This is a genomic window from Streptomyces sp. NBC_00876, from assembly GCF_045207435.1.
In the GTDB taxonomy this organism is placed as follows: Bacteria; Actinomycetota; Actinomycetes; order Streptomycetales; family Streptomycetaceae; genus Streptomyces.
The window spans coordinates 399,981-418,991 of the sequence record NZ_CP108800.1; the positions used below are offsets into that span (position 1 = coordinate 399,981).

The 19,011-nt window shown below is 73.0% G+C and carries 19 protein-coding genes; 5 read left to right on the top strand and 14 right to left on the bottom strand.

Annotated elements, in window-relative coordinates:
* Nucleotides 1-2: 2 nt before the first annotated feature.
* From abc-f to OG782_RS01865, 3 genes are all read right to left on the bottom strand, one after another.
* Nucleotides 3-1,646, bottom strand: a complete 1,644-nt coding sequence (gene abc-f, locus OG782_RS01855; protein ID WP_406447614.1) for a ribosomal protection-like ABC-F family protein — start codon at nt 1,644-1,646, stop codon at nt 3-5.
* Nucleotides 1,647-1,929: 283 nt separating this feature from the next.
* A complete protein-coding gene (locus OG782_RS01860; protein ID WP_406447615.1) occupies nt 1,930-2,868 on the bottom strand; it encodes a M56 family metallopeptidase in 939 nt (312 codons plus the stop codon).
* Nucleotides 2,865-3,290 (bottom strand): BlaI/MecI/CopY family transcriptional regulator, encoded by a 426-nt coding sequence (locus OG782_RS01865; RefSeq protein WP_406458789.1) that lies wholly within the window; start codon nt 3,288-3,290, stop codon nt 2,865-2,867. Before OG782_RS01865 ends, OG782_RS01860 begins: the two co-directional genes overlap by 4 nt.
* 213 nt (nt 3,291-3,503) lie before the next feature.
* On the opposite strand from OG782_RS01865, the gene OG782_RS01870 reads away from it, so the two are divergent.
* The 3 genes from OG782_RS01870 (at nt 3,504) to OG782_RS01880 (ending at nt 5,319) form a co-directional block, all read left to right on the top strand.
* On the top strand, nt 3,504-4,148 hold the full coding sequence (locus OG782_RS01870; RefSeq protein WP_406458791.1) for a DedA family protein: 645 nt from the start codon (nt 3,504-3,506) through the stop codon (nt 4,146-4,148).
* Nucleotides 4,148-4,750, top strand: a complete 603-nt coding sequence (locus tag OG782_RS01875) for a phosphatase PAP2 family protein (RefSeq protein WP_406447616.1) — start codon at nt 4,148-4,150, stop codon at nt 4,748-4,750. Before OG782_RS01870 ends, OG782_RS01875 begins: the two co-directional genes overlap by 1 nt.
* A gap of 65 nt (nt 4,751-4,815) precedes the next feature.
* Nucleotides 4,816-5,319: a GNAT family N-acetyltransferase gene (locus OG782_RS01880; RefSeq protein WP_406447617.1), complete on the top strand. Its 504-nt coding sequence runs from the start codon at nt 4,816-4,818 to the stop codon at nt 5,317-5,319.
* A 39-nt stretch (nt 5,320-5,358) separates the two neighbouring features.
* On the opposite strand, the gene OG782_RS01885 is transcribed toward OG782_RS01880, so the two are convergent.
* The 8 genes from OG782_RS01885 to OG782_RS01920 all read right to left on the bottom strand — a co-directional run bounded on the left by OG782_RS01885 (nt 5,359) and on the right by OG782_RS01920 (nt 12,727).
* The gene (locus OG782_RS01885; RefSeq protein ID WP_406447618.1) at nt 5,359-5,673 is read right to left on the bottom strand and encodes a DUF6191 domain-containing protein; all 315 of its coding nucleotides are present in this window, start codon (nt 5,671-5,673) and stop codon (nt 5,359-5,361) included.
* A 207-nt stretch (nt 5,674-5,880) separates the two neighbouring features.
* Nucleotides 5,881-6,921: an NAD(P)-dependent alcohol dehydrogenase gene (locus OG782_RS01890; RefSeq protein WP_406447619.1), complete on the bottom strand. Its 1,041-nt coding sequence runs from the start codon at nt 6,919-6,921 to the stop codon at nt 5,881-5,883.
* 57 nt (nt 6,922-6,978) lie between these two features.
* Nucleotides 6,979-7,752 carry an SDR family NAD(P)-dependent oxidoreductase gene (locus OG782_RS01895; protein WP_406447620.1) on the bottom strand — a complete coding sequence of 258 codons (774 nt, stop codon included), beginning with the start codon at nt 7,750-7,752 and terminating at the stop codon, nt 6,979-6,981.
* The gene (locus tag OG782_RS01900) at nt 7,749-8,420 is read right to left on the bottom strand and encodes a TetR family transcriptional regulator (protein ID WP_406447621.1); all 672 of its coding nucleotides are present in this window, start codon (nt 8,418-8,420) and stop codon (nt 7,749-7,751) included. The genes OG782_RS01895 and OG782_RS01900 overlap by 4 nt, the downstream gene beginning before the upstream one ends.
* 163 nt (nt 8,421-8,583) lie before the next feature.
* A complete protein-coding gene (locus OG782_RS01905; RefSeq protein ID WP_406447622.1) occupies nt 8,584-9,795 on the bottom strand; it encodes a PP2C family protein-serine/threonine phosphatase in 1,212 nt (403 codons plus the stop codon).
* Nucleotides 9,796-10,057: 262 nt separating this feature from the next.
* Entirely contained in the window at nt 10,058-10,822 is a 765-nt protein-coding gene (locus OG782_RS01910) for a GNAT family N-acetyltransferase (protein WP_406447623.1), read from the bottom strand.
* 68 nt (nt 10,823-10,890) lie between these two features.
* Nucleotides 10,891-11,811, bottom strand: a complete 921-nt coding sequence (locus tag OG782_RS01915) for an NADP-dependent oxidoreductase (RefSeq protein WP_406447624.1) — start codon at nt 11,809-11,811, stop codon at nt 10,891-10,893.
* Between the two features lie 178 nt (nt 11,812-11,989).
* Nucleotides 11,990-12,727 (bottom strand): SAM-dependent methyltransferase, encoded by a 738-nt coding sequence (locus OG782_RS01920; protein WP_406447625.1) that lies wholly within the window; start codon nt 12,725-12,727, stop codon nt 11,990-11,992.
* Between the two features lie 377 nt (nt 12,728-13,104).
* On the opposite strand from OG782_RS01920, the gene OG782_RS01925 reads away from it, so the two are divergent.
* Both OG782_RS01925 and OG782_RS01930 read left to right on the top strand, forming a co-directional pair.
* Entirely contained in the window at nt 13,105-14,067 is a 963-nt protein-coding gene (locus OG782_RS01925; RefSeq protein WP_406447626.1) for an RNA polymerase sigma factor SigF, read from the top strand.
* A gap of 389 nt (nt 14,068-14,456) precedes the next feature.
* Nucleotides 14,457-15,743: a sulfite oxidase gene (locus OG782_RS01930; RefSeq protein ID WP_406447627.1), complete on the top strand. Its 1,287-nt coding sequence runs from the start codon at nt 14,457-14,459 to the stop codon at nt 15,741-15,743.
* A 16-nt stretch (nt 15,744-15,759) separates the two neighbouring features.
* On the opposite strand, the gene OG782_RS01935 is transcribed toward OG782_RS01930, so the two are convergent.
* The 3 genes from OG782_RS01935 to OG782_RS01945 form a co-directional block, all read right to left on the bottom strand.
* The gene (locus OG782_RS01935; RefSeq protein WP_406458793.1) at nt 15,760-16,425 is read right to left on the bottom strand and encodes an adenosylcobinamide amidohydrolase; all 666 of its coding nucleotides are present in this window, start codon (nt 16,423-16,425) and stop codon (nt 15,760-15,762) included.
* A 122-nt stretch (nt 16,426-16,547) separates the two neighbouring features.
* Nucleotides 16,548-17,849 carry an alpha/beta fold hydrolase gene (locus tag OG782_RS01940; RefSeq protein WP_406447628.1) on the bottom strand — a complete coding sequence of 434 codons (1,302 nt, stop codon included), beginning with the start codon at nt 17,847-17,849 and terminating at the stop codon, nt 16,548-16,550.
* 86 nt (nt 17,850-17,935) lie between these two features.
* Nucleotides 17,936-18,994, bottom strand: coding sequence for a hypothetical protein (locus OG782_RS01945; protein WP_406458795.1), 1,059 nt, complete (start codon nt 18,992-18,994; stop codon nt 17,936-17,938).
* Nucleotides 18,995-19,011 lie beyond the last annotated feature (17 nt).

Genomic DNA, 19,011 nt, shown 5'->3' on the forward strand with positions numbered 1-19,011 from the left:
GGTCACGTGCCCACGACCCGCCTGCCGGCAAGGAGCTCCAGCCGGCCGCCGCCGAAGCGGCCGCGGAAGCTGCGGTCGTGCGAGACGACCACGACCGCTCCCCCGTAGGCGCCCAGCGCCGCCTCGAGCTGCTCCACCAGGTCCAGGGCGATGTGGTTGGTCGGTTCGTCCAGCACCAGCAGATCCGCGGGCCGGGTGACCAGCCGCGCCAGCGCCAGTCTGCGCTGCTGGCCGGCGGAGAGCGCGGCGACCGGAACGGACAGGTCCTGCGCGCGGAAGAGGCCGAGCGCCAGAAGCATGTCGGTGTACTCGTCGGCGTGGCCGGGCCGTCCGGCCGCGAAGGTCGCCAGCAGGGTGCGGCGGGTCGGCCGGGCGGGCAGTTCCTGCGGCAGGTATCCGATCCGGGCCCGGCGCCGCACCGTGCCGGTATCGGGGGCGAGGTCCCCCGCCAGGACCCTCAGGAGTGTCGACTTCCCGGCCCCGTTGGGTCCGGTGACCAGCAGGCGCTGCCCGGGCCCCACCCGCAGACCGGGCATGTTCAGCCGGTCGCCCACGGCGACGGATTCGAGTTCCACGAGTGGCCTCGGGTCCCTCCCGCCCTCGGTTGCGAGCACCAGTTCGGCGGAGAACCGCAGCGGCCCGGGCGGGGCCGGCACCGGCGCCCTGCGCAGCCCCTCCAGCCGGGTCCTGGCCGCTGCGACCTGCCCGGAGAGTTTGGCCTCGTGCGAGCGGCGGTGCTTTCCGAAGCCCTCCCCGGGATCCTTTCCGGCGAACGCGAGCCGCCGGCCCGCGGCGCTCACGAGTTCTTCGGTACGGGCCAGTTCGTCCAGCCACTCCTGGTGGTCCTGCGCCCAGCGGCGGCGTGCCGCCGCCTTCGCCGTGCGGTACCCGTCCCAGCCGTCCCCGTACCGGACGACACTGCGCAGATCTCGGTCGACCTCGACGATGACGGTGGTGGTCCGTTCCAGGAACGCCCGGTCGTGGGTGATCACGACGACGGTGCCGCGGTGGGCACGCAGGTGCTCCTCCAGCCAGGTGGTGGCCTTCAGGTCGAGGTGGTTGGTCGGCTCGTCGAGGAGCAGCAGTTCGGGACCGGATGCCAGGACACAGGCGAGCGCGAGCCTGGACTGTTCGCCTCCGGAGAGGGTGCCGAGGGTGCGCTCGCGGGGCAGATGCGCGAGCCCGAGGCCGTGCATGGCGGTGTCGACCCGGAAGTCCGCCAGGTATCCGTCGCGTTCCTCGTACTCCGTCAGCAGGTCGCCGTACGCGGCGAGTTGTGCGTCGTCGGCGCCTCCGGACGCGGCGAGTGCCGCTTCGGCGGCGCGCAGGCGCTGTTCCAGTGCGCGCAGTTCGGCGAGGGCGGCGTCGATGGCGTCCTGGACGGTCCGGGCGGGGTCGAGGGCGAGCGTCTGGGAGAGGTAGCCGGTGCCGCCGTGGAAGCGGACGGTGATCTCGCCGCTGTCCGGCGTCTCGGCGCCGGCGATCAGCCGCAGGAGGGTGGACTTCCCCGAGCCGTTCTCGCCGATGACACCGACGTGGTCACCGGGGCGGACGGTGAGCGAGACCTGGTCGAGGACGGTGCGGTCTCCGTACGCCTTGGAGACGTCCTTGACGGTCAGCTGGGCGCGGTCGTGCTGGAGGGACATGGGTCGCTTTCCCTGAGGGGGACATGCCTCGCCGGCCCGGGAAGGGCACGGCGGGCGGGGATTCCGGACGGGTTGATGGGGCGGCGGCGCGCGGGGTGACCGGAAGGTCACGCGGCCGGCGGCCCCAGGACTCGACGGCTCGGCGTCGAGCGGCGGTGTCGCGGCCCGGAATCAGCGGAAGAAGTAGTACGAACCCATGGAAGCCAGTGTAGCCATGCGGGTGCGGGGGCTGTCAGGTGCATTTCGCCCGGGTCCGCTCACGAGGGGGACGGCCCGGACCGCCCTACGGGTGCTCGCCCTGGGCGATTTCGATACTGCTGTGCAGGTCGTAGGAGGCATCGAGGGCGGCGGCGCCCGAGATGACCGCACAGGCCAGCAGGGTCGCGGCGGCCGCCCTGCCGATACGCGGGCGCACGGCGGCCCGGCCCAGGAGTACGGCGACGCGCCGCGGGACGGGGCCGGCCGCCGCCGCGAGCGCCACGGCGGGGCGGGGCGCGGGCGGCTCCGCTGCGGACCGGGCGGCGAGCGCGGCACGTCCGATCGCGCGGGCCACGACCCGGCGGTCCCCGACGGCCCGCACGGCGGCCTCGTCCGCGCAGCGCTCCAGCGCGTATCCCATGGGCGCGCGCAGGGCGCGCAGGGCCGGATGGCAGCGCGCGAACAGTTCGGCGGCGCCGAGGTAAAGGTGGTGGTGGCCGGCGAGGTGGGCGCGCTCGTGGGCGAGGAGCGCGTCCCGCTCGGCGGGCGCCAGGGCGTGCAGCATTCCGGTGGTGACGACGATCCGGCCGGGGCTGCCGGGCCGTCCGGGCAGCGCGTAGGCATCCGGGTGGCTGTCGCGCAGGACCGCCAGTTCACTGCCGTCGCCCCGGTCCGGGCGGGCCGGGCGGTGGAGCTGGGACCAGTGGCCGCGCACCGTACGGGTCAGCGCCGCGGCGCAGCCCAGGAGGAGCACCAGGGCGGTGGCGGCGAGGGGGACGGCGGTGGCCGGTGCGACGACGCCGAGCGGGTGAACGAGTTCTCCCGCGTCGGCGATCGCGGGCAGCCGTCCGGCACCGGGCACCACGAGCAGCGCCAGGGCGAGCACGGTGCACAGGGCGAGGCCGGCCCCGGTCGCGGCGAGGAGCCGCACGGCCCGTGCGGGCGCCAGGGCATCGGCCAGCCTGCGGGCGGCGGGAACGACTACGAAGGGCACCAGCAGCGGAATCCACACGGCGTAGATCAACGCTCTCCCCCGTCGAGAAGATCGCGCAGCAGCCGCTCGTCCTCGTCCGTGAGCTGGGAGACGAACCGGGCCAGCACCGTGCTGCGGTCCTCCTCCTTCCGCAGTTCGGTGTGCATCCGGCGGGCCGTCAGTCCGGCCGCGTCCTCGGTGGGGGTGTACGCGAATCCGCGTCCCGACCTGTTGCGGGTGACCGCGCCCTTGTCGTGGAGGCGCGACAGGATCGTGGTGACGGTGGTGCGGGCGAGATCCGTCCCGATCGCTCCCTGTACCTGGCCGGGGGTGAGCGGGGCTCCGGCCGCCCAGAGGGCCGCCAGGATGGTGGACTCCAGCTCGCCGGAGGGGCGCCGCTCGGCTGCGGCGCGGTCCGCCGGGCCGGACTCGGACCGGGCCGGGGTCCCGGGGCCGGGCGAGGCCGGCGGCATCGGCTGCCCGGAAGCGGGCGTGCCGTTCGTGCGGGGGGCGGATTCTCCGGCCGATATCCCGTTCACCTCGGACATGGGAACTCTCCTCCCCGATTGATCGTCTACAGTGATGTAGACCGTCTACATCACTGTAGTCGGCCCTGGCGTTCAGCAGGGCCGTCCGTTCACCATTATGGGAGGCCCGCCACCGTGTCCGTAATTTCTTCGACGGCCATGCCGCAGGCCGTGAACCTGCTGGATGCCGGTTCGCTGCTCGGAGCGTTCGGTGCGCTCGGCGTGGCCGTCGTCCTCTTCGCCGAGACGGGGCTGCTCGTGGGTTTCTTCCTGCCCGGCGACTCCCTGCTGTTCACCGCGGGCCTTCTCAGTGTGCCCGGCGCCCACGGTCCGGTCGAGCTGTCGCTGCCACAGGTGCTGACCGCCGCGGTGGCCGGCGCACTGCTGGGAGCGCAGGCGGGCTACTGGATCGGCCGGCGCGGCGGCCGGGCACTGCTCGCCCGCAGCCGCACCGGAAGAATCCGCGAGGGTGCCGCCCGCGCCGAGGAGCTCTTCGGCAGATACGGGCATGCCCGCGCGATCGTGCTGGCACGCTTCGTTCCCGTCGTGCGCACGGTGCTCAATCCCCTGGCCGGAGCGCTCAACGTGCCGGCGCGGCTGTTCACGCTGTGGCAGGTCGTCGGCGGCGTGGTGTGGACCGTCGGGCTGGTGCTCGCCGGCTACGGGCTGGGGTCCTCGGTGCCCCATGTCGACCGCTACCTGATGCCGGTCGTGGCCGCCGTGGTCGCCGTCTCGCTCATCCCGCTCGCAGCCGAACTGCTCCGCGCCCGCTCCCGGCGCTCCGCCGAAGGAGGCACCCACTGATGCCGCTCGCCTCGGCCGCCTCCTCGATCGACGGCGGCTTCTACACCTGGATCACCGGGCTGGCCCAGCGCTCCCCGGCCGCCCTGGACTCCGCCGTCCGCCTCTGGTCGGACTACGGACTGGCCCTGTTCGCCGTGCTGATGCTCGTGTCCTGGTGGCGCTCGCGCACCTCGGATCCCGCACGCACCGCGATGGCGCTGTGCACCCCGCTCGTCGTGGTGGCCGCATACCTCGCCAACGACCTGGTCAAGTCGCTCTTCCACGAGCAGCGCCCCTGCCGGACCCTGCATGTCGTGACGGTGGAGGCATGTCCGCCGCTCGGCGACTGGTCCTTTCCCAGTAATCACGCCGCCATCGCGGCGGCCGCCGCGACGGCGATCTGGCTGGCCGACCGGCGGCTCGGAACGGCCGCCATCGCCGCCGCGCTGCTGATGGGCGCCTCCCGGGTCTGGATCGGGGTGCACTACCCGCACGACGTACTGATCGGCCTGCTCACCGGAACCCTCGTCGCCCTGCCGCTGACAGTGGCGGCCCGCCGGCTCACCCCGGCGGTGGATCGGCTGCGCGGCAGCCGGCTCCGCCCACTGGTGGCGGCGGGGTGACCGAGGCGCTCAGGACCTGCTGGTCCGGCTGCGGTCCGTGGTGACCCCTGGGGCAGAGTAAGGACATGTCTATGTACGAGACGATGTCGTTCCACCTCGAGACCGAGCGGCTGATACTGCGGCCGTGGGCCGATTCGGACGCCGCCGCGTTCAGCGCCCTCCTCGCCGAACGCGGCAAGGGGACGCCCACGGTCGAGCGCACCCGGACGTCCATCGCGAAGCTGCTCACCGCGACAGCGGCAACGGGAATCGCCCTGCTGCCCATCCAGCGCCGTGACGAGGGCGACTTCATCGGCTATTGCGGGTTGATCATCGGCCGCTCCACCGTGGAGGAACCCGAGATCGCCTATGAGCTGTTCCAGCGCGCGCACGGATGTGGCTACGCCACCGAGGCGGCCGGCGCGGTGCTCGATGCCGCTGTCGCGACCGGGCGGAAACGGCTCTGGTCGACCGTCGGCGCGTGGAACACACCGTCGCTGCGTGTACTCGAGAAGCTCGGCTTCGAGCGGGACCACGTTTCCACGGACGAGAGCGGTGAAGTGGTATGGCTCACACGCTCGTTGCCCTGACACGGGACCGCGCGCCCGAGGAGGCTGCGGCGGAGCCGCTCACGGCCGCCGCAGGCGGATGACGGCGAGGCCGCCGTCGAGGTCGACGGTGGAGCGGTGGGGCGGGGCCCCGTCCTCCTCGTCGTCGCGCAGCAGCAGGGCGCTCTGGCGTTCCTTGAGCTCGCTCTGCTTTCCGGGCGAGAACGTCGCGTGCAACTGCTCGAAGCCGGTCGCCGAGATCTGGCCCTGCCGGGCGCTGTTGCGCCACGGCAGCAGACCCGCCCGCCCCGCGCGCAGCAGCAGCTGGTCGAGGAAGGCGGCGATGGTCAGCCCGATCACCAGTCCGGGCAGCGTCATCAGCGCGAGGAACTCCATCTCAGCAGTCTCTCCGTATGCGTGCGGGTATGCAATGGCCGCGGGTGCGCAATGGCCGCGGGTACGACGCGCTGCGGGCCGGCGCACGGTGCGCCGGCCCGCAGGGTCGCAGGGTCGTGAGGAGGAGGGGCCCGGCCACGCAAACGGGCCCGGACCGGCGGCCCCCGTCAGCTCTGGTCAGCTCCGGTCGACTCCCGTCAGCTCCGGTCAGCCGTTGGGGAGGATGACCGCGCGGCCGTTGATCCTGCCGTCGTGCAGCCGTTCGTAGGCCAGCGGCGCCTCGTCCAGCGAGTACGTCTCGACGTGCACCTCGACGGCGCCCGTGCGGGCGAGATCGAGCACCTCGGCCAGCTCGGAACGCGAACCCCAGTACGGGGCGGTCACGGTCGTACTGAACGGCAGGGAGCCGAAGCCCACCGGCAGCGCCCCGCCGCCGATGCCGACGATCGTCACGTCCGAGTCGATGGCGGCCGCGGCGCCGGCCGTGGCGACGGTCGGCGGCGCTCCGACGAAGTCGAGGACCACCTGGGCCCCGATGCCGCCGGTCAGCTCACGGATCCGGTCCGCGGCGTGCCGGTCGGACAGTACGGTCTCGTGCGCTCCGACCGCACGGGCGAGGGCGAGCTTGTCCTCCGTGACGTCGAGGGCGATGACCCGGACGGCCGTCATGGCGCGCAGCAGCTGGATGGCGACGTGGCCGAGCCCGCCGGTGCCGATGACGACGGCGGTCGCGCCGGGCACCAGCTTGGGCAGGGAGCGCTTGATCGCGTGGTACGGCGTGAGCCCGGCGTCGGTGAGCGGCACGGCCTGGACCGGGTCGAGGTCGCCCAGCGGCACCAGGTGGCGCGGGTCGTCGACGATCATGTACTCGGCCATCGCGCCGGGGGAACCCAGTCCGGGCGGGTTGATGCCGAGTTCCCTGGCCCGCAGGCAGTAGTTCTCCTTGCCCTCGGCGCACTTGATGCACGTACCGCAGCCCCAGGGTCCGTAGACCGCGACGGAGTCGCCGAGGGTCAGTCCCTCGACCCCGTCGCCGAGTGCGGCGATGGTCCCGACGCCCTCGTGTCCGAGGGTGAGCGGCAGCGGGAACGACAGTTGCTCGGCGGGCCAGCTCATCACCGCGATGTCGGAGTGGCAGACACCTGCCGCGGTGACCTTCAGCAGCACCTGGCCGGGGCCGGGCTCCGGGTCGGGCACGGTGACGACCTCGGGTGCGGCGCCGACCTCTCGGTACTGAACGGCTTTCATGGGGTCCTCCTTGACCTCTGCTGCTCTGTTTCTCGCCCCCTGTCCCCCGTCCGCCACTCAGGAGGCGGAGTAGCCGCCGTCCACCAGGTGGTAGCTGCCGTGGATGAAGGAGGCGCGGTCGGAGAGCAGGAAGGCGGCGAGCTCCGCCACTTCCTCCGCCGTGCCGAGGCGTCCCGCCGGGTGCAGCGAGATCAGGTGGTCACGGGCCGGGCCCTCGGTGTTGCGGAGCAGCGGGGTGTCGATGAAGCCGGGACCCACGGCGTTGACGCGGACGTTCTGCGCGGCGTACTCGAGGGCGGCCGTCTTGGTCAGTCCGACGACTCCGTGCTTGGCCGCGACGTACGCGGGCGAGCCGGCGAAGCCGTTCGTGCCGAGGATCGACGACATGTTGACGATGGCGCCGCCGCCCGCGGCGACGATGGCGGGCAGCTCGTAGCGCATCGAGTAGAAGACGCCGCTCAGGTTGGTGGCGACGACCCGGTTCCAGTCATCGACGGCGTAGTCGCCGGTCGGGTTGCTCGGGCCGCCGATGCCGGCGTTGTTGACGGCGAGGTGCAGGGCGCCGAAGGTGTCGACGGCGAACCGGACGCCCGCTTCGACGGAGGCGGGGTCGGTGACGTCCATGGCCACGGCGGCGGCCTTGGCGCCGGTGCTCTCCAGAGCGGCGACCGCCTTGCGGGCGCTCTCCTCGTCGTAGTCGGCCACGACGACGGACGCGCCGTCGGCGGCGAGCCGGTGGGCGAGGGCCAGGCCGATGCCTGAGGCCCCTCCGGTGACGAGGGCGGTTCGGCCGGCGAACTCCTGGCCGGCGGGGGTGGGGGTGGTGCTCATGATGTTGCGTTTCCTTCCGTGGTGCTGTGTGACGCGGGTCCGGCGGGAGACTGCGCGAGCAGGTCTCCGGCGAGGGCGTCGAATGCCTGCTCGACGAGTCGGGGCAACTCGTCGGGGCAGCCTCCGCGTACCCAGGCGGCCTGGGCGGCGAGGAGCGCCCCGGCTCCGGCCGCGACCGTGACGGCCGGACGGATGTCCTGCCGCGGGTCGGTTCCGAGCCGGTCGGCGACGATGGTGACCGAGTCCTCCTGGGCGTCCACCCGGATGTGGTGGAACGCCGCGTAGAGGGTCGGCTCCTGCTCGGCGAGGACCAGCAGTTCGAAGATCCTCGGGCGGCGGTGCCAGGCCTCCGCCTCGGGGTCCGCCAGCCAGTCCAGAACGGCCCGGCGGTAGGCGGTGAGCGGGGGTTCACCGGCGGGGCGGGCCCGCAGGGCGTCGTTGATCCGGTCGCCGTCGCCGCGGACCGAGTCCAGGACGGCGGCTTCCTTGCTCGTGAAGTACCGGCTGAACGTGCGGCGGTCGACGTCCGCGCGCTCCGCGATCTCCTCGACCGTGACGTCCCTCAGACCCCGGTCGAGCACGAGCTCGAACGCGGCCTGGGCCAGTGTGTCCCGGGTCCGGCGTGCCTTGCGGCTGCGCCTCTCCGGGGTCTTCCGTTCCCGGTTCATAACAGCACCGTACACCCAAAAATGTCCCGACGCGACAAACGTCGCGTCGGGACATATATGGTCGCGGCGTTCCCGGACCGCGGAACAGCTGCGGGGCCGGGACATGGCCGTCAGAACATCAGGCAGACAGACAGATGGGCAGGCAGGCAGGACATCAGGGCCGTCAGTACCCGCTGAACGCCTCCGCGGCCCGCCGCGCGCCATGGCCCGGCGTCGTGGGCCCGTGGTGGCCGCCGGACGCCGCCCGGCTCAGCGCGAGCACGGCGATGTCGTCGCGCCGCACACCGCCGGAGAACTGCTCCAGGTCGGTGTGGAGTGCGTCGAGCAGTTCACGGGGGCCCAGGCCCACCCAGCGGCCCAGCCGGCTGTCCAGGGGGTAGAAGGTTCCGGCGGCGTCGCGGGCCTCGGTCACTCCGTCGGTGAACATCAGAAGCGTCGAGCCGGGCGGGAAGTCCAGCCATTCCGTGACGCGCGCCTCGTTGCTGAGCTCCGCCATGCCCAGGGGCACCGAGGTGCGGCGCAGCGGAACGGCGGTGGCCACCCGGTCGTGCAGCAGCCGGGGCGGCAGGTGGCCGCAGTTGACGGCCTGGACGCGCCCGTCGCCGTCGAAGCCGAGCACCAGGGCGGTGACGAAGCGCTCGATCTCGCCGGTCTGGGCGGAGAAGGCGTTGTGCCGGGCGACCGCGTCCTCCAGGGCGTCGACGACACCGGTCAGGCTGGGCTCACGGATGGCCGCCTCGCGGAACGCTCCGAGGACGGCGAAGCCGGCCCCGATCGCGGCGAGCCCCTTGCCCTGGACGTCGCCGATGATGACCCGGGTTCCGTAGGGCGACTGGACGACCTCGTAGATGTCGCCGCCGACCAGGCGGTCCTCCTCGATCGGCGCATACGTGCCGTGCGCGACGATCTGGTCGGTCAGGATCGGCAGCGGGCGCAGGATCTGGCGCTGGAGCGCCACGGCGGCGGAGCGGAGCCTGGCTATCTCGGTGGCGTGACGGATGCGCAGCTCGCAGGCGCCGACGCCGAGGACACAGGCCAGCACCGTGAAGACGACGCTGCTGGTGATGTCCCAGAACGTCCCGCCGGAGAGCAGCCGCGAGGTGACGGCCACCACCATGATCCAGGAGGCCACGCCCACGGTCTGCCGGACCGTCCCGAAGACCGAGACGAGTGCGGGCACGACGACCAGCAGGGGCACGATGCGCAGGTCGTCGCCGGACCCCATGTCGAGGAGAACGATCACCGCCGTCAGCAGAACCAGACCGCCGAAGAGCACCGGGTTTCCGACCCTGGGCGCCCGGACGGCCGCTTCTCCCGCGTCCGTACCCGGGAGCGTCGCCCGTGTCTTCGGCTGGTGCTGAAGTCCGATCGTCACGGCCGCGTCCTCCCGGGATCTGCCGGCCCGGCGCCGGCGTTCGGTCCCAGTGCACCCGAGGCACGGCGGGCGGCACACGAGGCTTACGGCCTCACCCGCCGCGCCGAAGGTCCCGGAACGGGCCCCGGAAGCGGTCGTCGGTCCCCGGTCGGCGGACCGGAGGTCCCGGGCCGAAGGTCCCCGGCCGACCGCCGCGGGCCGACCGGCAGAGCGCGAAGGCCGCAGGACCTCCGGCCGGGGACCGGTCCTCCGGGGCCGGAGCTCAGCGCGCGGCTGCCTCGCGGGTGTCGCCGTGAACGGTGCCCGACCGGCGTACCGGCGGGTGGTCCGGCACGAGCGCCGAGAGGAACGGCGTCCGGCGTCGCAGTGCGAAACCCAGTGATTCATAGAGCCGGACGGCGTTGGTGTTGGAGGCGGCGGCATGCAGGAACGGTGTTTCGCCGCGCTCCCTGATCTCGTGGGCGACGGCGCGCACGAGTCCGCCGGCGAGCCCCTGTCCGCGTACGGACTCGTCCGTGCAGACGCCGCTGATCTCGCTCCAGCCTGGCGGGCGCATGCGTTCGCCGGCCATCGCGACAAGCACCCCGTCGCGCCGTACACCCAGGTAGGTGCCGAGCTCGACCGTGCGGCGCTCGAAGGGGCCGGGCCGGGTGCGGGCGACCAGGTCCAGCATCTCCGGTACGTCGGCGGGGCCGAGCCGGACCGCCTCCGGATACGGAGCGGCCTCCACTCCCGCGTCGACGAGCTGTACGCCCTCGGCGTGGAAGACGACCTGCCAGTCCTCCGGCGGCGGCTCACGGAAAGCGGTGATGGTGACGACGCCTCCGGGTCCGGCGAGCGCGGCGGCATCGGCCCAGTCGGCAGCCTCCGGCGTGTCCGGAAGGGCGGCCCAGGGGGTGACGTCCGGCGGGTAGCGCAGGATGCGCCCGCGGCGCTCGGCGAAATGGGCGTGCGGCCCCGTCAGCGAGGTGCCCACCGGGTCGTCCAGGGGGTGCACCCCGCCGGCGGGGATCCGGGACGTGCTCATGCGGTCACCTCGGTCCGTACTCATGCGGTCGCTTCGGTCTGTGCTCATGTGGTCGCGTCCGTCCGTGCTCATGCGGTCACCTCGATCACGGTCTTCCCGAGCGCGTGGCCGCTCTCCACCGCGCGCAGCGCCTCGCCCGCCCCGGCGAGCGGGAACGTCCGGGTGACATGGGTGCGCAGGACACCGCTCGCGACGAGGTCCGCCAGCTCTGCGAGCACGGCGGCGGTGCGGGCCCGCTCGACGGGCGCCCCGCCCAGTTCCTCGGCCAGGGGCTTGCCGCCGGCGCTGATCAGCGTGGCGGGGTCGGCGAGCAGCCGGGCCGCCTCCCGCAGCGTGTCTCCGCCGACCAGGTCGAAGACCGCGTCGATGCCGTCGGGTGCCGCGGCCCGTACCCGGTCGGCGAGTCCGGCGCCGGATGCGACGTGCACGGCGCCGAGCGACTCGACGAATTCCTTCTTGGCCGGGCTCGCTGCGCCGATGACATGAACACCGGCATGGCGCGCGAGCTGCACGGCAGCGGCTCCGACACCGCCCCCGGCCCCGGTGATCAGGAGTGTGGCCCCCGGGGCGAGGCCGAGCTGGCTCACGCCGTCGTACGCGGTGGCCGCCGCGACCGGCAGCACCGCGGCGTCGGCGAACGAGAGGCCGGCCGGCTTGTGGGCCGTCACGGCGACGGGCAGGAGCGTGTACTCGGCGTACCCGCCGGTCAGCACGCTGCCGAAGACCTCGTCCCCGACAGCGAATGTCCCGACGCCGGGGCCGGTCGCCACGACGACGCCGGCGGCCTCGCTGCCGAAGACGGTGGGGAACGGCAGTGGCTCACTGCCGGGCCTGGTGTAGCCCGCGCGCAGCTTCCAGTCCACGGGGTTGACCCCGGCCGCCCGGACGGCGACGAGGAGTTCCCCGGGGCCGGGCACCGGTGTGTCCCGGTCCACGAGGGCCTCGGCCTCCGGTCCGCCGTTGCGGGTGAACACGTACGCCTTGGGCATGGGCTCCCTCTCTCTGCTCCTGGCACGGGTGGTTCACTGCACGGGTCGTTCGCCGCGCAGATCGCTCATCGCACGGGACCCCGGCCGGACACCGGTTGCCCCAGCAGCAGAAAGTCCGTTCGCCTCGCACGTATTCCCCGGTCCGGAGTGTTCACCGGACCGCAATGAACCGTCCGGGTCAGCCGGACGTCGGGCGCAGCACCAGGGTCACGAAGCCCCACGTCTCCCGGTAGACACGCAGCCACTCGGTACGGCGGGTGGCCGCGGTTTCCAGTACTTCCGCGCTCTCCGGGTCGGCGGGGTTGTCCAGGGCCCAGGAGGCCAGTGATCCCCAGCAGGACCACTCGTAGTCGTCCAGTTCCCGGCGCGAGCTGACGTGTCCGTGCACGGGCGTCCATCCGTCGCCGGCGACCAGGTCCAGGGTGGTCGCCAGGTCGGCGAAGTCCCCCAGCATCTCCACGGCCTCCGCAGACGGCTCGCGTTCCCAGAAGCCGTCACCGATCAGGACGCGTCCACCGGGAGCGAGGTGCTTGCGGGCGGCCGCGAGGGTCGGCAGCAGTCCGCCGAACACGTGCGCGGCCCCGACGCTGAGGACGAGGTCGAACGGGTCCGCGGATGCGAAGGCGGCGCCGTCCTGCTGGTGCAGCACGAGGCGCTCGCGCACGCCGAGGCCCTCAGCCGCTTCACCGGCCTGCCGCAGGGAGCCCTCGGAGATGTCGACCCCTTCGGCCCTCAGGCCGGGGTGGCCGCCCAGGGCGCGCAGCAGCCATTCCCCTCCTCCGCACCCCAGATCGAGCGCCCTCGCGTCGCCGCGCGGGACGGCATGGCCGAGGAGCTGTCTCACCGAGTCGTCGTCGAGCGGGGCCTTGATCGGGTGGTCGGCATGGGCGAGCGCGGAAACACGGTCACGGTTCACCGGCGCAGCCTGACAGCGTCGCCCGCCGTACGCACATCGTTTTCGGCACGGTCCGGGTCGCCCGGGGCCACCGTCCCCCGCTCGCGCCCGGACACCGGCGATTTCGACTCAACTACGGCTGGATATGCGCCGGTCGGTCCCCCTTGCACCCGTGGCTGTGGCACTCTGTAGGCGACCGCCCCACCGGGCTCCCCCGTACCGGTGGGGCGGTTCCTCGTGCCGGTACGTCCGCCTCCGCACGGATATGGCGATGCGTCACGTTATTTCCCTGCCGTGGAAGCGCTGTGAGACGACCGGCTTCCGCTTCTGCGCATGGAATCCCCCTGGCGGGGCAGACGCATACACCTCATGGCCTACCACCAGGGGAGCGTGACGAGATGACTGCGCACACCGCGCGGACTGCCCATGCGGAGCGAGCGGAGAGTGCACGGCCGGCGCCGGCCGACAACGGTGGGGCCCCGGCGGCCCTCGCCGTACACGAGGAACCCACGGGCGCGGCGCTGCCGTCCGGCGAGCTCGGGGAACTGCCGTGGATCGAGGACGCGGGGAAGGTCGCACCCACTGACGCGCGGCAGCTGTCCCGGCTGTTCTTCGACCGGCTCCAGGTCCTGGAGGAGGGCACCGCGGCCCATCAGTACGCGCGCAACACGCTCATCGAGATGAACCTGTCCCTCGTCCGGTTCGCCGCGGGCCGCTTCAGGAACCGGGGCAGCGGCGACATGGAGGACATCGTCCAGGTCGGCACCATCGGGCTGATCAAGGCCATCGACCGGTTCGATCTGTCCCGCGAGGTCGAGTTCACCTCCTTCGCGATCCCGTACATCACCGGGGAGATCAAGCGGTTCTTCCGCGACACCAGCTGGGCGGTCCATGTCCCGCGCCGGCTCCAGGAGTTGCGCGTCGACATCGCCAAGACGAAGGAGACGCTGGCCACCGAGCTCGACCGCGACCCCACCGTTCCCGAACTGGCCGAGCAACTGGGGCTGAGCGAGGGCGAGATCACCGAGGGCATCGTGGCGGCCAACGGCTACACCGCGGGTTCTCTGGACATGCCGGCCGCGCCGGCCGACGCGGGGCAGCACAGCGCGGCGGGGCGCACCTTCGCCGATGTGCTGGGCAGCCCGGATCCCGCCATGGAGACGGTGGAGAACCTGCATACGCTGGCACCGCTGCTGGGCGGTCTGGACGAGCGTGAGCGCCGCATCATCGACATGCGGTTCGGCCAGGAGATGACACAGTCACAGATCGGCGCGGAGCTCGGCATCTCGCAGATGCACGTCTCCCGTCTGATCAGCCGGATTCTGCACAAGCTCCGCGACGGCATGTTCGTCGAGGAGTGAGCGGTGCGAGGGGGCTCCCGGCCGCGGTGGCCGGGAGCCCCCTCGGCGTTTCCCGGTACCCGAACATTGCGGCCCGATGAATTCGCCGCAGGCCCGGCGCCCGGCCGGCCCACTGCCCGCGCCGGGGACGCACTCCCCCGCGTGCGGCACATCCGCGCAGGCCGAAGGCCCGGCAGCCCGCGCCCCGCACGTCGGGCGGCCCGCCCTTCCCCCGTTCCCGGCAGGCCCGTTGCCGTACGGGGACGCTGTTGACGCTCTCCGGAGCCGCTGACACGCTCGCCCGCAGGCCCGCGATCCCGCGTTCTCCTCGCGCGGCGCCACGTCGGTCCGGGCCGCAGTTCTTCCCTTGTCTCTCCCCCTCCCCGCTCACTCGTCCTCTGGAGTTGTTCATGAGTTCCGTGCCGCCGTCCGAGGCCGCCTACGACGGGATGCGGCTGCGCCAGTGGTCGCGCGGTGCCGCGCGCTCCGCGGGGATCGAGCGTCGTGATCTGCTGCGGCTGGTCGCGGCGGCCTCGGTGGCGGGCCCGCTCGCCGGGCTCACCGCTCCCGCCCACGCCGCAGCCCCGTCCGCAGCGCCGTCCGCAGCGCCGTCCGCAGCGCCGGGAATCGTGAAGCCGCTGCCGCCCGAGGTGTTCACGGTGCGCGGCACCAACGCGGAGACGAACTTCGCGGCGCTGCGGTCGACCGGGCTGCTCACCCCGGCGGACCGCTTCTTCGTCCGCAACCACACCGTCACCCCGAGGATCGACGCGGCCGGCTGGCGGCTCAAGGTGTGGGGCGACGGGCTGAGGGGACCGGCGGTGGAGTTCACGTACGAGGAACTGCGCGCCCTGCCCGCGGTCACCCGTACCTCGTTCGTCGAGTGCGCGGGAAACGCCCGCAGTTACTACACGACGCAGCAGAACCAGCAGGTCAGCGGGACCGCCTGGACTCTGGGCGCCATCGGGACGGCCCGCTGGCGCGGGGCGCGCCTCGGCGATGTGCTGCGCCGAGCGGGCATCGCCCGGCACGCGGTGGACGTGCTGCCGCGCGGTCTGGACGACGAGGTGGTCAGCGACGGGATCAACCTCGGGCACGTGCGCCGTCCGCTGCCCGTGGCGAAGGCGCTGGACGACGTGCTGCTCGCGTACGAGATGAACGGCGAACCGCTGCCGCCCGACCACGGCTATCCGGTGCGGCTGATCGTGCCGTCCTGGATCGGGATCGCGAACATCAAGTGGGTCGGTGACATCGAGGTGAGCGCACAGCCCCTGGTCTCCCCGTGGAACACCGGCCTCTACCGGCTGTTCGGCCCCGGCTACCCGGCCCAGGGCAGTGCGCCGCTGACCCGGCAGACGCTGAAGAGCGCGTTCGAACTGGCGCCGGACGCACGGTTCCCCGCCCGTCGGCGCCAGGTGCTGACGGGCCGGTCCTGGTCGGGCGGGGCGCCGGTGCGCACGGTCGAGGTCAGCACCGACGGGGGTGCGCGGTGGCGCCGTGCGCGGCTGCGCGACGAGCCGCGCAGCGGGAGCTGGGTGCGCTGGTCGGCCGACTGGCTGACCGGGGACCGCGGGCCGGCCGTCCTGCTGGCCCGGGCCACGGACCGTACGGGCCGCACCCAGCCGGAGGTGGCCGTCCACAACACGCAGGGCTACCTGTTCGACGCGGTGGTCCGGCACGAGGTGCGGGTCGTCTGACCCAAGGGGACAGCCCTCAGGTGCGGGACTGCCGCAGCGCGCCCTCGATGACGGCGGCGTGCACGGCCCTGGCGAGCCGGGCACCCCAGAGCGAGCGGGGCCCCGCGAACGGTTCACCGGCGCCGGTCTCCGGGGAGGGGGCGGGGGCCGCGATGCAGACGGAGTCGGTGGGGGTGCCGGAGCAGTCGAGTCCGGCGTCGACGAGCGCCTGGACCTTGGCCTCGGTGGCGGTGGCGACGGCGTTCACGAACGCGGCGTCGCAGAGTGGCACAGGAAGCGTGACGACGATGTTGACCGTGCCCGGCCGCTGCGGTCCCCCGGTCTCCTCGGCGGGCGCCGCCGCCCAGCCGCGCACGCCCAGGCCACAGGTGACGGTCGCGGTGACGCCCTCGTCGGCGGCAAGGGTGTACGCGGTGACGTCGGCGGCCGTCATCAGTCCCGCGCCGGGTCCGGCGAGCTTCTCGGCGGCGGCGATCTCGGCGAGGTGACGGTCGGGGTCCGTACGCGGATAGCCGCCGGGCACCTGGGCGTTGAGGATCCACTCGCGCGGGCCGATGCCGCCGCCGAGCACCGCACTGCTGCACACCCGCCACCCGGGCCCCAGCCGCCACACGAGGTGGTGCAGGTCCTGTCCGTCCTCGCGCCTGGACAGCAGCTGACCGCGTTGTCCGGGCAGCCGGATGCGTACGGAACGGATGGGGTGCTCCCGGTGGTGCGGCAGGACGGCGGTCGGCAAAGAACCCGTTGATCATAGGTGCCTGGGCGGGGCGCCCCCGCGGGCGCCCCGCCTGTTCGGCGTGCGGGTCAGGCCTCTTCGCGGGCCATGGCGATCAGCCGGTCCAGCACGGCGGCGTCGGCCCGGACGCCGTCGTGCGCGTAGGCGTCGGTGACCCAGGTACGCAGACCGCGTACGGCGTCGGCCGTGGCCAGGGCGTGCTCCCGGTCGACGTACATGTCGTCCTGGTAGACGGCGGCGACGACGGGGACGTCGTTGGCGGCGAGCCGGTCCAGGTCGTAGAGGGCCGGCCAGTCGGTACGGGCGGCGAGTGCCTCGGCGGCGCCGCGCAGCGGCACCAGCGCGGGGTCCTCCTCGAACTGCCAGGGGTAGACCATCTCGCCGGTGAACCGGAGAGGGCCGCCTGCGGTGGCGTCGAAGGCGGGGAACTCCTGGCGGATCCGGTGGGCGGACCAGTCGGTGGGGCGGCCGCCCTGGGCGTAGATCGGCTCGTGGAGCGCCGCGTACAGGGGGCGTTCGGCGAAGGACACCGCCGCGTCGACGCCCCGCAGGAACGTATCGGTGAGCTCCGGCCCGTCGGCGCCGTCGGTGAACGCGGTCTCCAGCAGGTAGTGCAGCGAGTCGGACTTGGCCGCGGTGCCGAAGGTGATGCCGAGGGTCTGGAAGCGGCGCACGGTGAGGCGTTCGCCGGTCGGCATGCGGACGTCGTGCGTGTCCAGGTGGGCGGCGACGGCGTCGGCGATGGCCTGGTCGCCGGGGTAGCGCGCGAAGTAGCGCTCGTTGTGGGCGAGCGTGCGGGTGTAGGCGGCCCGGTAGACGTCGTCGGCGTGACCGGTCAGGGTCGGCAGCCCGCCGGTGATGTAGGCCTGGGTGAGTCCTTCGGGGGCGAGGCTGAGATAGGTGAGGGTGGAGAAGCCGCCGAAGCTCTGGCCGAGGACGCTCCACGGCCGGTCGCCCTGGAGGTGCCGGCGCAGGAGTTCCGCGTCGCGGACGATCGAGTCGGCGCGGAAGTGCGCGAGGTAGTCGGCGGCGGCCCGGGAGTCCGTACCGAAGCGGGCCAGGGTGACCCGGTCGGCGGGGGTGGAACGGCCGGTACCGCGCTGGTCCATGAGGACGACGCGGTAGTCGGCGAGGGCGCGGCGCAGCCAGGCGCCCGCGGCGTTGGGGCGCTCGGCCCGGCCGCCGGGGCCGCCCTGGAGCCAGAGGAGGCGGGGCAGGTCCTCGCGCTCGCGGCCCTCGGCGACGACCTCGCGGGCGAACAGGCCGATGGCCGGGCCGTCCGGGGTGTGGTGGTCGAGCGGCACGTCGAGGGTGTGGTCGGTGCAGACCAGGCCGCCGTGGCGGTAGGAGACGGGGGCGGGGGTGGTCATGGGGCGCTCCTTGCGCGTCTCGGTGCGGTTTCACGGGTGCCGCTCGGGCCCGCACCGGGAAGGTGCGGGCCCGGGCGGCGGTCGGCTCAGTAGCCGGCGACGCCCAGGTCGCGGCAGATCCCGACGAGCTCGGGGTGCACGTAGCGCCCGTTCTCCTCGATGGCGACACCGTCCAGGTAGATGGACGGGCCGAGAATGCTGCCGTCGGTGTGGGCGGCCGCGACCCACGGCTCGCCGCCGATCCAGGCGCCCTTGGTGCCGATGCCGAGCTCCACGCAGCCGAAGACGCGCTCGTCCTCGACGATGCGGCCGGTCGGGGCGAGGACGCCGGGGTTGAAGCCGAGCGACCAGTGCGCGACGCGGAACATGTTCGGGTCGTCGAAGGACTCCATCCAGCGGCGGAAGGTGTCCGCGTCGGCGTCGCCCTCGATCTTGGTGACGACGCCCTTCTCGACGGTGCAGCGGACCGGGGTGCGCAGCAGCCCGAGCTCGTCCGGCGGCCACAGGGCTCCGTCGAAGACGAGTACGCCGTCCTGGGTCTCCTCGAGGGGGTTCCAGGAGATCTGGCCGGAGAGCATGACGGTCTCGCCGGGCTTCTCGGCGGGCTTTCCGCGCAGGTTGATGGGCCGGTCGCCGTTGCGGCCGGTCAGGTCGGTGCCGTTGGCGGAGGTGATCCGGACCTCGTCGGCGGCCTCCAGGAGAGCGACGAGGGCCTTGCCGAGGCGGATGACGCCCTGGAAGTCGGGGCGGCCGACGGTGGCGACCAGCATCTGGACGTCCATCGCGGTGAGGTTGGTGTAGCGGCAGCCGTTGGCCATCGCGGCGCGGAAGGCGTCGGAGTGCATGAGGTACGAGACGGCGAACTCGATCCACACGTCGGCGTCTGCGATGGCTCCGGCGACGGGCCGGGGCGGCTCCATCGAGGCGCCGGGCAGCGTCTCGTACCAGACGATGACGGGGTGGGCGCCTGCGGCGGCGACGGCCTGTGCGGTGGCCTCCAGGACCCGGCGGTCGCTGCTGGTGTCGCCGGTGAGGACGACGTGCTCGCCACGCTTGACGAGCATGACCTCCTCGACGAGTTTGCGGGCGGCCAGGGCGAGTTCGAAGCTGAGGTACTCGGGACGCGGTTCGAGCCTGCTGTACATGTCCACGGGGTGGTTCT

Bases quoted from the DNA above. Each gene is read 5' to 3' on its own strand.
- OG782_RS01870 (WP_406458791.1), top strand. From the start codon at position 3,504: ATGCCGCAGGCCGTGAACCTGCTGGATGCCGGTTCGCTGCTCGGAGCG.
- abc-f (WP_406447614.1), bottom strand. From the start codon at position 1,646: ATGTCCCTCCAGCACGACCGCGCCCAGCTGACCGTCAAGGACGTCTCC.
- OG782_RS01945 (WP_406458795.1), bottom strand. From the start codon at position 18,994: ATGTACAGCAGGCTCGAACCGCGTCCCGAGTACCTCAGCTTCGAACTC.
- OG782_RS01895 (WP_406447620.1), bottom strand. From the start codon at position 7,752: ATGAGCACCACCCCCACCCCCGCCGGCCAGGAGTTCGCCGGCCGAACC.
- OG782_RS01865 (WP_406458789.1), bottom strand. From the start codon at position 3,290: ATGCCGCCGGCCTCGCCCGGCCCCGGGACCCCGGCCCGGTCCGAGTCC.
- OG782_RS01900 (WP_406447621.1), bottom strand. From the start codon at position 8,420: ATGAACCGGGAACGGAAGACCCCGGAGAGGCGCAGCCGCAAGGCACGC.
- OG782_RS01890 (WP_406447619.1), bottom strand. From the start codon at position 6,921: ATGAAAGCCGTTCAGTACCGAGAGGTCGGCGCCGCACCCGAGGTCGTC.
- OG782_RS01925 (WP_406447626.1), top strand. From the start codon at position 13,105: ATGACTGCGCACACCGCGCGGACTGCCCATGCGGAGCGAGCGGAGAGT.
- OG782_RS01880 (WP_406447617.1), top strand. From the start codon at position 4,816: ATGTCTATGTACGAGACGATGTCGTTCCACCTCGAGACCGAGCGGCTG.
- OG782_RS01885 (WP_406447618.1), bottom strand. From the start codon at position 5,673: ATGGAGTTCCTCGCGCTGATGACGCTGCCCGGACTGGTGATCGGGCTG.
- OG782_RS01910 (WP_406447623.1), bottom strand. From the start codon at position 10,822: ATGAGCACGTCCCGGATCCCCGCCGGCGGGGTGCACCCCCTGGACGAC.
- OG782_RS01930 (WP_406447627.1), top strand. From the start codon at position 14,457: ATGAGTTCCGTGCCGCCGTCCGAGGCCGCCTACGACGGGATGCGGCTG.
- OG782_RS01875 (WP_406447616.1), top strand. From the start codon at position 4,148: ATGCCGCTCGCCTCGGCCGCCTCCTCGATCGACGGCGGCTTCTACACC.
- OG782_RS01915 (WP_406447624.1), bottom strand. From the start codon at position 11,811: ATGCCCAAGGCGTACGTGTTCACCCGCAACGGCGGACCGGAGGCCGAG.
- OG782_RS01940 (WP_406447628.1), bottom strand. From the start codon at position 17,849: ATGACCACCCCCGCCCCCGTCTCCTACCGCCACGGCGGCCTGGTCTGC.